Here is a 13,787-nt window from a genome sequence, read left to right on the forward strand (position 1 = left end):
CGGCCCTTCGTCCGGGAATTGCCACCCCAAGACACATTGCAGCTGAATGGCTGCCCATGACGGGTTGCGTCATATAACGAATCCCGTTATGGTTCGTGCGTGATCAGGAACTTCATCGACAAGGAAGCCGAGAAGATCTGGTTGGGCGAGCGCTCCCGCCGGTTGCCGGCCGACATCCAGCCGGTCGCGCGCCGCAAGCTGCGCATGCTCAATGCCGCGGCTCATCTGGACGATCTGCGCATCCCGCCCGCGAACCGGCTGGAAGCGCTGAGAGGCAACCGCCGCGGCCAGTACAGCATCCGGATCAACGACCAGTGGCGCATCTGCTTCCGATGGACGGAAGGCGACGTCACCGATCTCGAAATCGTCGATTACCACTGAGCATGAGGCATCCGTCGATGGCACCCCTGCCCAACATCCATCCCGGCGAAGTGCTGCTCGAGGAATTCCTCGAGCCGATGGGCATCAGCCAGAACGCGCTGGCCCGCGCCACCAGCGTGCCGCCGCGCCGCATCAACGAAATCGTACTGGGCAAGCGCGGCATCACCGCCGACACCGCCGTACGCCTGGCCGCGGCGCTCGGCACGACCGAACGCTTCTGGCTCGGCCTGCAGGCCGACTACGAACTGGAAGAAGCGCATCGGGCGTTGGGCGATCTACCTGCACGCATCGAGCGGCTGGTGGCGTGATGGCCGCGCTCCGTGCGGGACGGCCTTTCGCCGGCTGATGCGGAGAGGGGGCGACCCTGAACCCACCATTCGGAAACTCCGAGCAGTTCAAATCGTGCTGCGACCCACCCGGACCATTCTGCCGACGCCGGGAGAATGGTGGGCTCAGCTCCTGGCCGTCGCCTTCTCCGCCAGCTCCTTCAGCTTGAGCACGCGCGCATGCTCGGCCTTGCGCAGGCCTTCGCGCGCTTCCTTGATCACTTCCTGGGCGAGGCTGTGGCTGGTGTGGTGTCGCTTCATGTCGATCGCCGCATCCAGGCGCTGGCGTGCCGATGCCACGCCCTTGTCGACGCGGAACAGCGGGTCGTGCGGGTTGGTGGCCAGCGGTGGATCGTAGGTCTTCTTCATCGGAGGCCTTCATGAGCAGGGCGGAACGATAGCCGGACCGCGCCGGTGGCGCACCTGCGCCTGCCCCGGTGGCAGCCCCGGACCGGAACTCACCGCATCGGCCGGGACACACGCCCCGGCCCTTGCGGCAGGCCGGGCCGCTTACCTGTTGGCCTTCTTCTCCTGCTTGGCCGCGCGCTTCTCCTTCAGCGTCCTGGCAGGTTCCTTCTTCTGGTTCTTCTTCTGGTCCATCCCCTTGCTCATGACACCCTCGCAGTTGGCTCGATCGCGCCGGAAGCGCCACGGATGTGGCGTGCGTGACCACTCTACGCCTGGCTCGGGAGCGGCGTCAGCGGCCATCCATTCGGCGGATCGCGTGACGGGCGGTCCGCGGCCCCGGAAGTCCGCGATGCCGGTGCGATGACCACGCCGGCTCCCCGCGCACCGGCGGCTCCTGGCGGGAGATCCCTCCGGTCGCGTGCCGATCGGGCGTCCTCGAATGTGCGCCGCATCACATGAATTCGCATGGCGAGGCGGCAGGAAATCTCCAGACCGCCGCGGCCGCAAAAGGCGGTGATAGCCTTCCCGCCGCGAGCTCACCGTGGGGTGATCGCCAAGGGTGCGCCGTCACCGGCGCAGGTGCCATTTCTGCTCAGGGAACAATCGATGAACTTCCGTACCATGACCGCCGCCGTGGCCGTCGCCATTGCGTCCGTCGCCGCCATCAACACCGCTGCTGCCGCCACCTGCGAAGAGAACTTCGTCGTCGAAGGCTCGTTCTTCAAGGGCAAGCAGTTCAAGACCTGGGCCGAGCACACCGGCAGCAACTACGACACCGCGTTCCGCAAGGTCGCCCAGGAAGTGGCGGCCGGCGGTTTCGGCGCGGTCAACAGCAGCAAGGACACCGGCGTGATCACCGCCGGCCAGGCCGTGACCATGGGCAACGGCTCGGTGGCGCCGGTCACCGCGATCGTCAGCGAGCGCGATGGCGGCGTGATCCGCGTGGAAACCAGCTTCAGCATCGCCGGCATGCAGACCACGTCGCAGGACACGGTCAAGACCGGCCTGTGCAAGATCGCCAACGCACCGGGCAACTGAGGGACAGGCGGCTGCGGCCCAGGCTGCAGCCGCCTCACGGCACAGGTCTTTCCTGGCTTGACCCGCTGCATTGCCGGGCGGGTCATCGTGGCGGCCGCGCACAGACACGTGGCCGCTTGCTCCGCCGCCGCCGCATCCACATCCGCCCGCGACAGGCGCGCCATGCATCGAAGTCCGGCAGCCCGATGGCGATGCCGCGGCACACGTGCCCTGAATCAGCGGGCGAACCGGTCGCCGCCGCCCGCGGCGGACACACCCCACGGCGCATCAGCGTCCGGCGGGCCGCGCATCGATCCCTAGCGCCGGGGCGAGTACGCGCACGGCTTCGTTGTCGCTGGTCAGCGTCATCCAGCCGGCGAACGCGTCGCTGCCGGTCTCCCAGGTCCACAGCGTGTAGCCGTCCAGGCGCAGCTGGTCGTAGGCCGTTTCGAGCAGTTCGCTGGCCGTCGTGCCGGCGAGGAAGGCTTCGTCGGTCGGGTCTTCCACGTCCCAGTCGATGTCCAGGTTGAAGCGGGCGGCGAGCTGGGTGAGGCAGTCGATCAGCGTGCCGGTCTCGGTTTCCTCGACATGGAAGCCCGACTTCCAGTCGGTCACGTCCCGCAGCAGCGCCACCACGTCTGCTTCCTCGGGGTCACCACCGCCCAGCGCCTCCTGAAACGCGCCGAACTGCTGCAGCGCCGCGTCCTCGTCGCCCGGATTGATCGCCAGCAGCAGCTGCCAGACCAGCACCTCCACCCCGGCATCGTTGTCGACTTCGGCGGCTTCGGCATCGTCGGTGTAGTTGTCGTCGGGGTCGAACTCGTCGGGGAAGGTCATTGCGTGCGTCTCTGCAGGGGGGCGTGTGGGGAAAGTGTGCCGCAAGCACGGGGCAGCGGCACGGCGGCGATCATGCGCCGACCGGCTGAGGCGACGAAAGTGAACCTGCGCCCCGAGCAGTGCACAATGCGACGCCCCAAAGAGATCTGGATGCGTCATGGATATCGAAGCCATTCTGGATGCCGCGCTGCGTGAAGCGGGCTATGACGCGGACACCATCGGCTCGGCGATGCCGCGAATCCTGCGCATTCTTGAAGCCGAGGACGTGCGCATCGAAATCGGCCGCCGCCTGTCGCGCAAGGAACGCGAGTACGTCCGCCTCCAGCTCGAGCTGGGCCTGAGCGTGTCGGAAGTGGTGGCCGGCTTGAGGAAGTGACCCAGCCCATCGCGACAGCGGCACAAAAGAAAACTGTCCCCGGCACCTTTCTGTTTGTCACATTCTTTCGCCAGGCAGTCTGCTGGCTTGTATCACCCAGTCGACGAACCTGCCCTCGTCCAACGTATCGCCTTCATGGATGTCGAGATAGCGCACATCATTCTGCGTGGAGCTACCGGGCGGCTCAGGATCGAGTGCCATGCCGCGAAAGAAGGCGACCTTTACGTAGCGCGTGAGGCAGTGGAACCCAAGAAACCAGATGCCCTTCTCCAAGCCATACAGCGGAGAGTTCCATTTCACGGCTTTCTCTACGTCCGGAACAGCCTTCACGATCAGCCGGTCGAGTCGCTTCCCGACCTCGCTTTTCCATCCGGGCATCGCGGCGATGTACTTCTGGACGTGGCCATCCCCATACCCCTTCGCGATGCGAGGATTGCCGCCCGACAACAGGACGACACCCTCTTCCGGGACGGACCGTACGCCGGCCTCAGGCTTGAGCATGTTTGACGGCTCTTTCCTGCGTCGACCAGAAGGCCTGTCCTTACGTCCGGTCATGGCCCGGCTCCGTCGCGTCCGGGTTCTTGTGCGGACCTCTTTCGCAGCCAAGGCTGGAAGAACATGTAGAGCCCGCTTGGGACCAGCAGCGACAACGGAACGAGCGGCAGCATGTAAAGCCACTCCACCTGCCGGCCACTGGCTACGGCGATGATGTTCGCGACCACCGTTACTGTGAACGCCATCGACAACCAGCGATGGGCCCACCTGACGAACTCGCTCCAGCGCATCGATCGATCCTCCCGCATGTGTTTGAACGTCATCCCGGTAAAGGGCCCTTCGAGCCTGGTGTCGCTCGGTGCATGGCCGCATGGCATCCGTCGTGCCGCAGGAATCAGTTCGGAGTGCCGTCTTCATCGGTGTTCTTGATGAACTCCACCATCGCCTGCAGATATCCCTCGGGTTGACGGGTCGACACCCGCTCACCATCCGCATCGGCTTCGAACTCGTACATGCCATGGTCCGCCAGCGGAAACACGAGGGTGGCGACAGGACGCCCGGCATGCTCGAGCGCCTCCAGCCTGCGCAGCGTTTCAAAGGGGGGCGCGTCGCGATCCTGTCCACCGAGGATCCACAACTGCGGCACGTCGAGGCTGGAAAGCACCGGCATCGGATCGTAGTGCGCGGGCACGCCTTCAAGCAGCGCGGGAAAGTCCCTGCGGGCTACTTCCTCCGGAGTGGACAGCAGGTACGAAGTGAAGTTGCCGCGCACGAACCGGAACCACGGTTCCTTCCCGTACCGTTCCTTCACCGCATCGAGCCGGTCGAACCCGTCGGTGAAGTCGCTTTCGATGATGGCGGCCGTGGCATCGGCCACTTCCGCGGCCTTGCGCTGCACGTCCGGGCCGAAACCGGCGCGCTCCATGTCGAAAGCAATCGCTTCACGGTCCTCTTCGATCGGCGACACCGCAAGACCGAAGCTCACGATCACGAAGTCCACAGGCTCGATGCGTGCGGCCAATGGCGCCACCCATCCTCCCTGGCTGCCGCCCTGGTACCCGATGCGTCCCGCACGCGCACCCGCGAGACGCCGCGCTTCGCGCATGGCATGGATGGCATCGGTGGCCAGGGTCAGATAGTTCTGCGTATACCGCCCCGCCGAGCGCCCCGTGCCGCGCTTGTCGTAGGCGAATACACCGATTCCCTGGCCCGCGAACTCACGCTGGAGGGAATACGCGTCCACCGCCGAGGAACGTTCCGCGCCATGCACGAGCACGACAATCGGTACCGGGGCCTCGCCTGGCGGCAGCGTCAATCTCCCGTTCAACGCTACGCCGCTTCCCTGGAAGCGCGTGTCCACCTGCACGAACGTCTGTCGCGTTCCCACGACATCGTCGAAGCGGATCCGGCCCGACGCGCAGTCCGCCGGGCTCAACTGATGGCCATCGGGGCGCCCGGTCCAACCCAGCGTGCTGACCCAAGTACCGTCGTCCTGGTGAGTCAGTGCGCCGGTTCGGCCATCGGGACGCCGCCAACGAAGCGCACCCGGCACCCCTGGCCCGATGTCCAGCAACTCGCCGTCCGTCATGCGATAGCTGCCTGTAAGGCAGGACGGGGCCTGCGGCTGCGATGCATCCGGCTCGTTCGCCCTTGCCGCGGGCTGGAGCACGGCCATCGCGAAGAGCATGGCGAACGGCAGACTGTGCATGTGCACCTCAATTAGGTTAATGTTTACGTAAACAATGACGCTTCTGGCCGGAGGCGTCAATCCCGAAAGGAACAGGCGACATGACAGACTTCATTCAGCAGCAGGGTCCCGCGTTTCTCGCGCACCTCCTGCGCCGGCTCGCAGACGAACTGGTGCATGGCGCAGCCGACTGGTATCCGACCGTTGGCGTCACCGCGCCGCCACGCACGATATCCACGCTTCTCGCTCTGGACGCGCACGGTCCGCTGGGAGTGACCGAGCTGGCGGGGCTACTGCGGCAGTCGCATCCGCTGGTGATCGTCTGGATCAGGGAATTGACCAGGCTGTCGCTGGTGAAATCGAGCGACGATCCGGCCGACCGGCGCAGGACCCTGGTGGCCCTGACGAAGAAAGGGCGGAACGAGCTGGTACACATCCGCGAAGCGCTTGTAGTCATGGAGCAGGCATCCAGCGAACTGCTGGATACGGCTGGAGAGGACTCGCTTCGGATGCTGTGGGCGCTGGAGCGCAGCTGTCGCGAGCTGCCGTTCCTGGAGCGGCTTCAGAGAACGAACCAAAAGCCCGCGCCATAGCACTCTGGAATGGAGCCAGCTTCGGCCTGCCTCTCGTCCGGCAACCTCAGGCTACGTACGATGGCGGCTGTCCATTGAGGTATCCAGCCAGATGACCGTTGAACGTGCCATCCGCGATGGCATCGTCGCGAGCCGTCTGCAGCTCCCGCCGGGGCCATGGAAGACGGTCTTTGACGCGTTGCGCGCCCGCTTCCCGGAAGTGGACGCCGCCACGTGGCAGAACCGCTTCGCGCGCGGCTGCGTGCTGGATGCCGACGGCCAGCCGCTCGATGCATCTGCGCCATATCGCATCGGTGCCGAAATCCAGTATTTCCGCGAGGTCCCGGACGAGCCCGTCATCCCCTTCACCGAAACGGTGGTGCATGCCGACGCGCATCTGGTCGTCGCCTGCAAGCCGCACTTCCTGCCGGTGGCACCGACTGGCGCGTACGTGCGCGAGACCCTGCTGACCCGGCTGGTGCGGCGCTTCGGCAATCCGGATCTGGTGCCGCTGCACCGCATCGACCGCGACACCGCCGGGCTGGTGCTGTTCTCGGCCTGCAGGGAGACGCGCGGCATCTACCAGGCGCTGTTCCGCGAGCGGCGCATCCGCAAGCATTACCTGGCGGTGGCGGCGCCGCTGCCGGGGCTGAGGTTTCCGTATGTGCATCGCAGCCGGCTGGAGCCGGGCGAGCCGTTCTTCCGGATGCGCGAAGGCGCGGGCGCGCCGAACAGCGAGACGGTGATCGACGTGGTCGCACGCGGTGCGGAGATGTGGACCTACCGGCTGGAGCCGGTCACCGGGCGCAAGCACCAGCTACGCGTGCACATGGCGGCGCTGGGCGCGCCGATCCTGCACGACCGGTTCTATCCCGACCTGGAAGACGAACGGCCGGACGATCCGGAACGGCCGCTGCAGCTGCTGGCCGAAACGCTGGCATTCGACGATCCGCGCGATGGTGAGCCGCGTTGCTTCACGGCCCGCTCGCGTCTGTCCGCCGCCTGGTCTCCACCCGGAAGCGCGCAGATGCAACAAGGCGCGGAGCACGGACCGCACGATCCGTGACCTGCCTGCGTCAGTGTCGTCCGGTCTTCCGTTAGGATCGCGACAGCCGCGACGCGCGTTGCGGATGAGGGAGCACTCGATGCGATCCATGGAAGAACCGGCAGCCACGTGCACAGCGCGACTGCGTCCCGGGCAGACACCGGCGACGTCGGCGAAGGCGGGGACGCCACGGAGCGCCGGCACACGGCTGGCGCTGGCCACGCGGCGGCTCACGGCGATGCTTGCGATCGCGTTGTTGCCAGGTCTCGCGTTGGCCTGCGCCCCGACCCAGGGACTGGACGGCGCATTGACGATTCCGCAGTGCGCTGCGGCATCGCCCGCGGAGGACTGCACGGCCGGATCGCAGGCCTTGTTCCTGGCGCTGAACGCCTTCGAGATCCCGCAGGTGTTCACCATCGGCGTGCAGAGCAGCCCGTGGCGGATGTACGACGGTGAGGGCCGGATCCTGACGGTGGACGAGGTGGCTGCCGCGGTCCGGGCAGGGCGGCCGGAGAGTGACCGGCGCGTGCGCCTGGTCGGCTCATGGACGTCGGCGCGTCCCGATGGCGGCACCGATACCCTGGCGCGGCGTCTGTCCGCAGCGCTCGACGGTCTGCCGGTCGACGGCAGCGATGGTTTTCTGTGGTTGAGCCAGGACGGCAGTGCGATACGCAGCACGCGCCAGGCGGCGTCGATCAGGACCTCCGGCCAGTACCTGGTGCCCGCGGGCGAGGACGTGATGATGGCGCTGGTGCACGGCGTGCTGGTCGACGAGGAAGACCAGTTTGTGGAGCAGGGCAATGCCGACGGGGTGCTGCACGCCGGGATCGGGCACGACGTGTTCCTGCTGTGCCCCGAGCGTGCGCTGGCTGCCTTCAAGCAGGCCGCGGAACTGGGCAGCGCGATTGGTGCGTACAACGCCGGGCTGATGCATGCCGATGCGGGCGAGCAGGGAGATGCCGAGGTCTGGCTGAAGCGGGCCGTGGCGCTGGGCGAGCCGAAGGCTGCCGCGGCACTGGACCGGTTGGGCGGTCGCCGGTAAGCGCACTCCAGCACAGGACGGACAGAGGCCCAGGCCGCCTGCCGAGCTGACACCGGCGCCGACCGCTGACGGCCTCACGCGGACAGGCGCAGCCTGCCGTCATCGAACGGGGCGTCGCCGGTGCGGCGTGCCGTGCCGGTTCGCTTCAGTGCCTCAGCGCGCCAGCAGCCGCAGCCCGAAGCCTTCGCGTTCGCCGCCCCAGCCGTCGATCACGCGCAGCCCGGCCTGCGCGGCGAGGGCGGCGAAGCGCGCGTCGCGGTACTTGTGGCTGTACTCGACCAGCATCGCCTCGCCGTCGGCGAACGCGATCCGCTGGCCGGCGACGGTCACGGTCTGTGCGCGGCGGCTGACGATGTGGGTCTCGATGCGCTCGCGCAGCGGCACGTAGCGGGCACGGTGCGCGAAGGCGTCCAGGTCGAAGTCGGCGCCGAGCTCGCGGTTGAGCCGCGTCAGCAGGTTCAGGGTGAACGCGGCGGTGACGCCGGCGGCATCGTTGTAGGCGGCCTCGATCCGCGCCGGGTCCTTGACCAGGTCGATGCCGACCAGCGCCATGCCATGCGTGCCGCCTTTCCCGGCAATCGTGGCGGCCATCGCCTTGAGGATCGCCACCGCCTCGGCATCGGCGAAGTTGCCCAGGGTGGAACCGGGGAAGAACACCAGCACGCGGCCGTCGCCGGTGGCCGGCGGCAGCGCCAGCGGGCGGGTGAAGTCGGCGCACAGCGGGCGCATCGCCACGGCCGGGAAGCGCGCGTGCAGGCGCGCGACGCTGGCGTCCAGTGCGCTGGGCGAGATCTCCACCGGGGTGTAGGCGCGCGGGGCATCCAGGCCGTCCAGCAGGGTTTCGGTCTTGAGCCCGCTGCCGCTGCCGTACTCGACCACGTGCGCGCCGGCGCCGACGCGCGCGGCGATCGCCGGCATGCTGCGCGCCAGCAGCTCCAGCTCGGTGCGGGTCAGGTAGTACTCGGGCTGCCGGGTGATGGCGTCGAACAGGGCCGAGCCGCGCGCGTCGTAGAAGTACTTCGACGGCAGCCGCTTCGGCGTGGCGCTCAGGCCGGCCAGCGCGTCCTCGCGCAGGGTGGCGGCGGGATCGGGCAGGCGGATCGGGGCGACGGCATTCATGCGGGGTTCCTTGCCAGACGAAGGCCGGCGAACTGCCAGCGCGTAGCCGGCGGGAAGAAATTGCGGTAGCTGGCGCGCACGTGGCCTGCCGGGGTCGCGCAGCTGCCGCCGCGCAGCACCCACTGGCTGCACATGAACTTGCCGTTGTATTCGCCGGTGTCGTCGTTCCACGGGCGATAGCCGGGATAGGCGGTGTAGGCGCTGGACGTCCATTCCCAGACATCGCCGTACAGCTGCAGCAGGCCGTCGCCGGGCTGCGCGGCCTGCGGTTCCAGCAGGCCGTCATCCGCGAAATGTCCCTGCACCGGCTGCTGTGCGGCGGCGCGTTCCCACTCGGCCTCGGTCGGCAGGCGCGCACCGGCCCAGCGCGCGTAGGCATCGGCTTCGTAGTAGCTGAGGTGGCAGACCGGCGCATGCGGGTCCAGCGCCCGCACCCCACCGAGGCTGAAGGCGTGGGCCAGGTCCGGCTGCCAGTACAGCGGCCGCTCCCAGCCCTGTGCCTGCACCGCGGCCCAGCCGTCGCTGAGCCACAGCGTGGAAGTGCGGTAGCCGCCGTCCTCAATGAAGGCGCGGTACTCGGCGTTGCTGACCGGGCGGTTGGCCAGCGCATGGGCAGGGACGAGCACGCGGTGCCGCGGCGACTCGTTGTCGTAGGCGAAATCCGGCGCGTGCTCGGGCCAGCGCGGCGCACCGATGGAGATGATCGATTCCTCCGCATCGACCCAGCGCAGCGGCACCGCGCGACCGGCGCGCTGCTGCAGGTCGTCGCGGTAGGCCGGCTGCAGCGGGTTGCAGCCCAGCGCGTGCTTGATGTCGGTCAGCAGCAGCTCCTGGTGCTGCTGCTCGTGCTGCAGGCCCAGCAGCAGGCGCCGGCGCAGCGTGTCGTCGAAGCGGCCGGCAGCCAGGCCGTCGTCGATGCGGGTATCGACCTCGGCGCGGTACAGGCGCACCTCGTCCAGCGTCGGTCGCGACAGCAGGCCGCGCCGGGGCCGCGGATGGCGCGGGCCGGCGCTGTCGTAATAGCTGTTGAGCAGGTACTGCCAGTCCGGCCGCGCCGGCGCATCGCCGGCGGCCTGCAGCACGAAGTGGTCGAAGAACCAGGTGGTGTGCGCCAGGTGCCATTTGGCCGGGCTGGCGTCGTCCATGCTCTGCACCATCGCGTCCTCGGCCGAGAGCGGCGCGGCCAGGCGCCTGCTGGCCGCACGCACGTGGGCGAAGCGCAATGCCAGGGGATCGGTGGCGGCCGGCGGCGCGGCCGGCGGGACAGGAATCGCGTGCATGGCCGGCACCGTAGCGACGGGGGCATGAGCGTCACGTCATCGATGGGTGAATGCGGGCGTGAAGCCAGGAGCCCATTCCCGTAGGCCGCCATGCGGCCGTGGTCCGGTGATGCCCCGCGCTCGCTGGTCGTGCACGGCGTCCTATCGGGGACGCCCGGCCTTCTCCGGCGTCTCGGTATGCGCACAGGCCAGCCAGCGGCCGTTCTTCCGCACCCAGGTCGTCGTGTCGTACACCACCATGTCGTGGTGTTCGCCGTTCACGGTGAACGCCTGCATGGCCCCGTACGCGGCGACGGCGACATCCGGTGCAGGAAAGATGACCTGTTCATCGAAGAACGCGAAGGCGGTGATCCGCCCGTTGCCGGACTGCGCCATCGCACGGTACTGGTCGGGTGCGAAGCGGACGACGCCGCGCGCGGCGACCGTGATCGAAGGCGAATCCAGCAGCGACACCGCCGTCTCCATGTCCATGTCCTGCATCGCCTGCCAGAACTGGCGTTCCAGCGTCATGATGTCTGCGTGCGTCGTCATCGGGCATCCCGCACGGTAGTGGATACACGAACGGTCGCATGTTGCCCGCGGTGGCGATGTGCGGGCGCGCCGCCTCCGCATCGGTGCATGAGCGGCGGCGTCCGGTCCGTAGCGCCGCTGCGCATCGCAGTGGCGCTCGCCTGCAGCGCAGACAGCCCGGGATCCGCTTTCGAGAATGGAGCGGTCGCCAGCATCGTCGACCACCGCTGGCGGCAGGGCATGCGCACGGCGCTGCTACGATGCGCGCGTGCACCGGCATGTTCCTTCATCGCTCTTACCGCAGCTGGCGCAGGTCCGCGGCATCGTCCGGTGCCACCTTGGCGATACGGTCGTCGCGGTCCATCTGTTCGGTTCCGCGGTGCAGGGCGGGCTGAAACCATCGAGCGACATCGACCTGCTGGTGATCGTGCGCGCTGCGCCGGACGCGTCCGTGCGCCACGCGTTGCTGGTCGATCTGCTGTCCGCCTCGGCGCCGCCCGGCACCTGCGCGACGCTGCGGCCGCTGGAACTGACGGTGGTCGCGCACGACCGTATCGTTCCATGGCGTCATCCGGCGCGCCGCGAGCTGCAGTTCGGCGAGTGGCTGCGCGCCGACATCGCAACGGGCCGGTTCGAGCCGCCGATGCCCGATCACGATCTGGCGATCCTGCTGCGGCAGGTCCGCGAGCATGGCATCGCGCTGGTCGGGCCCGGTCCCGTCGATCTGGTCGCACCCGTGCCCGACGCGGACATCGCCCGCGCGCTGCAGGACACGATCGCGCAATGGAACACGCCGGACGACTGGGCCGGCGACGAACGCAACATCGTGCTGGCGCTCGCCCGGATCCGATACACCGCCGCGACCGGCCGCATCGCCTCCAAGGACGTCGCCGCGGACTGGCTGCTGCCCTTGCTGGATGCGCGGCACCGGCCGGTCCTGGCGACGGCGAGGGCGGCGTACCTGGGGCGGGGTGGCGACACGCTCGCCTCGCATCCCGACGCCGTCGCCGCCTACATCGCGCATGTGCGCACCGAGGTCGCGCACATGCTGGATGCGGGCATCGGTGCCCTGGCGCGGCCGCAACAGGGATAGCGCAGGCGCACGCACGGCCCCAGGCACCGCGGTCGCGCATCCGGCATGGCATCGGGCGGTGGGCGCGCCACCGGCACGCGGCTGCGCGAGGCCGGCGGGTCGTGCCGGGTCGTACGCCCGTCGCGCACGCAGCCGGGGCGACCCGCATGCCGGTCAGCCCTCCCGCATGCGAGCAGGCATGTACGAGCGGCCTTTTACCGGAACCGGCCGCCCGCCTCCTCGTCGAAACGCCGCGTCCACCAGTCGGTGAACGCCATCTCGTCCACGTCATGGGGCACGCGCAGGTAGGGGCGCTCCCAGTGCGCGAGGCGCAGCGGCCGGAGGAAGGCATTGACCGCGCGGTACGCGGCCGGGGCGCCGCCGTTGTCGAGGTCGCCGAGCACCGGCATCGCGCCGGCCTGGAACACGACGCCACCATCGTAGGGATGCAGGACGACCGCATCGCCGAGCGCGGCACGTGCGGCATCGAGGCCGCCGACGCGGGCGAGCAGGGCATCGTCGATCGCGGTCAGCCAGTTCACGTCGCGGATCGCGTCGGTGCGGTGGCGGATCTCCATGCCGAAGTGGGTGCCGTCCTCGTACAGCAGGCCGGGAAAGCGGCACAGGACCGGATGCGCCCGCTCCGGTGCGCTGCTGGCGTAGGTGGCGAACAGCAGCGACAGGCCGGACACCGCGTAGAACACCCGCAGCTCCCGGCAGGCATCGACGAAGAAGCGCACCACGCCGGCCGGGTCGCGTGCCAGCTCGGCCAGCCGGGTCTGGTACAGCAGCCGTCCATTGCCGCCGCGGTAGCCGGTGCAGGGCAGCAGGGTGGTGAAGTAGTCGTGCACCGGTTCGCCCGAGCGCAGCGCGCCCTTCGGCCGGTGCCGGAGGTAGAAGCCGGCGGTATTCGACGCGTCGAGGTACGCCGGCTGGTCGAAGTAGTCCACCAGCACCTGCTTCGTGCCCAGCCGCTTGGAACCACCGTCGAAGGCCAGCACGTTGGTGTTGCCCTCGGCCAGGTCGTAATAGCGCAGTGCCAGCCCGCGCATCGCCTCGCGCGTGCGGCGCGCATCGCCGTCGGCGAAGTACAGACCGGCGGCCAGGCCGTACAGCCAGCGGATCGATTTGTCCGCGGGCAGGCCGATCTCGTCGAGCCGTACGAGCGCGTCGTTCGCTGCGTGGGCGGCCATCGTGTCCAGCAGTGCATGCATCTCCATGCGGGCACCCTAGCAGCCTGCGATGCGCCGCGACGTCGTCCGCGTGGCCCCCGGCCCTCCATCTTCCGGCACCACGCGGGTGATTTCGCAGGATGGTCCGGTGGTCGCGGGCACGTGGCCGGCCTGTGCCCGACGTGTCCGGGCAACAGTCTGGCCGTGCGCGGCAGCGGTCGCATGCACGGCCGGAGTCGGCTGCGTCCATGTGCGGCTTCACGATCGCCCGGCATGGCCGCTCCTGCCATCGCGGGGTGCGATGGCCGCCGCAGCGTCTGTCATTCGCCTTCCGGCAGCCCTGCTGCAGGGCGGCGTACCCGGCGTGCGCGATCCGCGCCGCCACGGACGCTGTCCGGCCGCGCCGCCTTTAACGCGGCCGGAACGCCGGCTGCCGGGAGATGCGCTA

The 13,787-nt window shown here is 68.7% G+C and carries 18 protein-coding genes; 8 read left to right on the top strand and 10 right to left on the bottom strand.

Annotated elements, in window-relative coordinates; translation table 11 throughout:
* Positions 1-99 precede the first annotated feature (99 nt).
* Together IB242_RS16950 and IB242_RS16955 are read left to right on the top strand one after the other, a co-directional pair.
* Entirely contained in the window at positions 100-381 is a 282-nt protein-coding gene (locus tag IB242_RS16950; RefSeq protein WP_192282356.1) for a type II toxin-antitoxin system RelE/ParE family toxin, read from the top strand.
* Positions 382-398: 17 nt separating this feature from the next.
* Positions 399-689: a HigA family addiction module antitoxin gene (locus IB242_RS16955; protein ID WP_192282358.1), complete on the top strand. Its 291-nt coding sequence runs from the start codon at positions 399-401 to the stop codon at positions 687-689.
* A gap of 144 nt (positions 690-833) precedes the next feature.
* Here the strand turns inward: IB242_RS16955 and IB242_RS16960 are convergent, their stop codons facing one another.
* The gene (locus IB242_RS16960; protein ID WP_192282360.1) at positions 834-1,076 is read right to left on the bottom strand and encodes a hypothetical protein; all 243 of its coding nucleotides are present in this window, start codon (positions 1,074-1,076) and stop codon (positions 834-836) included.
* Positions 1,077-1,217: 141 nt separating this feature from the next.
* On the bottom strand, positions 1,218-1,415 hold the full coding sequence (locus IB242_RS20870) for a hypothetical protein (RefSeq protein WP_343237166.1): 198 nt from the start codon (positions 1,413-1,415) through the stop codon (positions 1,218-1,220).
* A 306-nt stretch (positions 1,416-1,721) separates the two neighbouring features.
* Between IB242_RS20870 and IB242_RS16965 the strand changes: the two genes are divergently transcribed.
* Complete coding sequence (locus IB242_RS16965; RefSeq protein ID WP_192282362.1) at positions 1,722-2,153, top strand: hypothetical protein; 432 nt, start codon at positions 1,722-1,724, stop codon at positions 2,151-2,153.
* 267 nt (positions 2,154-2,420) lie between these two features.
* Here the strand turns inward: IB242_RS16965 and IB242_RS16970 are convergent, their stop codons facing one another.
* Positions 2,421-2,969, bottom strand: coding sequence for a hypothetical protein (locus IB242_RS16970; protein WP_192282364.1), 549 nt, complete (start codon positions 2,967-2,969; stop codon positions 2,421-2,423).
* Positions 2,970-3,126: 157 nt separating this feature from the next.
* Between IB242_RS16970 and IB242_RS16975 the strand changes: the two genes are divergently transcribed.
* Positions 3,127-3,345 (top strand): polyprenyl synthetase, encoded by a 219-nt coding sequence (locus tag IB242_RS16975; protein ID WP_192282366.1) that lies wholly within the window; start codon positions 3,127-3,129, stop codon positions 3,343-3,345.
* 57 nt (positions 3,346-3,402) lie between these two features.
* Here IB242_RS16975 and IB242_RS16980 read toward each other — a convergent pair whose 3' ends face one another.
* The 3 genes from IB242_RS16980 to IB242_RS16990 all read right to left on the bottom strand — a co-directional run bounded on the left by IB242_RS16980 (position 3,403) and on the right by IB242_RS16990 (position 5,548).
* A complete protein-coding gene (locus IB242_RS16980) occupies positions 3,403-3,900 on the bottom strand; it encodes a DUF1801 domain-containing protein (protein ID WP_192282368.1) in 498 nt (165 codons plus the stop codon).
* Positions 3,897-4,130 (bottom strand): hypothetical protein, encoded by a 234-nt coding sequence (locus tag IB242_RS16985; protein ID WP_192282370.1) that lies wholly within the window; start codon positions 4,128-4,130, stop codon positions 3,897-3,899. The genes IB242_RS16980 and IB242_RS16985 overlap by 4 nt, the downstream gene beginning before the upstream one ends.
* A 104-nt stretch (positions 4,131-4,234) precedes the next feature.
* Positions 4,235-5,548: an alpha/beta hydrolase gene (locus tag IB242_RS16990; protein ID WP_225540801.1), complete on the bottom strand. Its 1,314-nt coding sequence runs from the start codon at positions 5,546-5,548 to the stop codon at positions 4,235-4,237.
* A gap of 80 nt (positions 5,549-5,628) precedes the next feature.
* Here IB242_RS16990 and IB242_RS16995 point away from each other — a divergent pair, with 80 nt between their 5' ends.
* The 3 genes from IB242_RS16995 to IB242_RS17005 all read left to right on the top strand — a co-directional run bounded on the left by IB242_RS16995 (position 5,629) and on the right by IB242_RS17005 (position 8,186).
* Positions 5,629-6,120, top strand: coding sequence for a MarR family winged helix-turn-helix transcriptional regulator (locus tag IB242_RS16995; protein WP_192282371.1), 492 nt, complete (start codon positions 5,629-5,631; stop codon positions 6,118-6,120).
* 91 nt (positions 6,121-6,211) lie between these two features.
* Positions 6,212-7,165, top strand: coding sequence for an RluA family pseudouridine synthase (locus IB242_RS17000; protein ID WP_192282373.1), 954 nt, complete (start codon positions 6,212-6,214; stop codon positions 7,163-7,165).
* Positions 7,166-7,178: 13 nt separating this feature from the next.
* Positions 7,179-8,186, top strand: coding sequence for a sel1 repeat family protein (locus IB242_RS17005; protein ID WP_192282375.1), 1,008 nt, complete (start codon positions 7,179-7,181; stop codon positions 8,184-8,186).
* Between the two features lie 153 nt (positions 8,187-8,339).
* On the opposite strand, the gene egtD is transcribed toward IB242_RS17005, so the two are convergent.
* The 3 genes from egtD to IB242_RS17015 all read right to left on the bottom strand — a co-directional run bounded on the left by egtD (position 8,340) and on the right by IB242_RS17015 (position 11,116).
* Positions 8,340-9,305, bottom strand: coding sequence for an L-histidine N(alpha)-methyltransferase (gene egtD, locus IB242_RS17010; protein ID WP_225540802.1), 966 nt, complete (start codon positions 9,303-9,305; stop codon positions 8,340-8,342).
* Positions 9,302-10,585: an ergothioneine biosynthesis protein EgtB gene (gene egtB, locus IB242_RS20540; protein ID WP_225540803.1), complete on the bottom strand. Its 1,284-nt coding sequence runs from the start codon at positions 10,583-10,585 to the stop codon at positions 9,302-9,304. Before egtB ends, egtD begins: the two co-directional genes overlap by 4 nt.
* Before the next feature lie 141 nt (positions 10,586-10,726).
* On the bottom strand, positions 10,727-11,116 hold the full coding sequence (locus IB242_RS17015) for a nuclear transport factor 2 family protein (protein ID WP_192282379.1): 390 nt from the start codon (positions 11,114-11,116) through the stop codon (positions 10,727-10,729).
* Positions 11,117-11,363: 247 nt separating this feature from the next.
* Here IB242_RS17015 and IB242_RS17020 point away from each other — a divergent pair, with 247 nt between their 5' ends.
* Positions 11,364-12,188: an aminoglycoside adenylyltransferase family protein gene (locus IB242_RS17020; protein WP_343237167.1), complete on the top strand. Its 825-nt coding sequence runs from the start codon at positions 11,364-11,366 to the stop codon at positions 12,186-12,188.
* A 194-nt stretch (positions 12,189-12,382) separates the two neighbouring features.
* On the opposite strand, the gene IB242_RS17025 is transcribed toward IB242_RS17020, so the two are convergent.
* Positions 12,383-13,387: a type VI immunity family protein gene (locus IB242_RS17025; protein ID WP_192282383.1), complete on the bottom strand. Its 1,005-nt coding sequence runs from the start codon at positions 13,385-13,387 to the stop codon at positions 12,383-12,385.
* Between the last annotated feature and the right edge of the window lie 400 nt (positions 13,388-13,787).

This window comes from Xanthomonas sp. XNM01, from assembly GCF_014851915.1.
Classification (GTDB): domain Bacteria; phylum Pseudomonadota; class Gammaproteobacteria; order Xanthomonadales; family Xanthomonadaceae; genus Pseudoxanthomonas.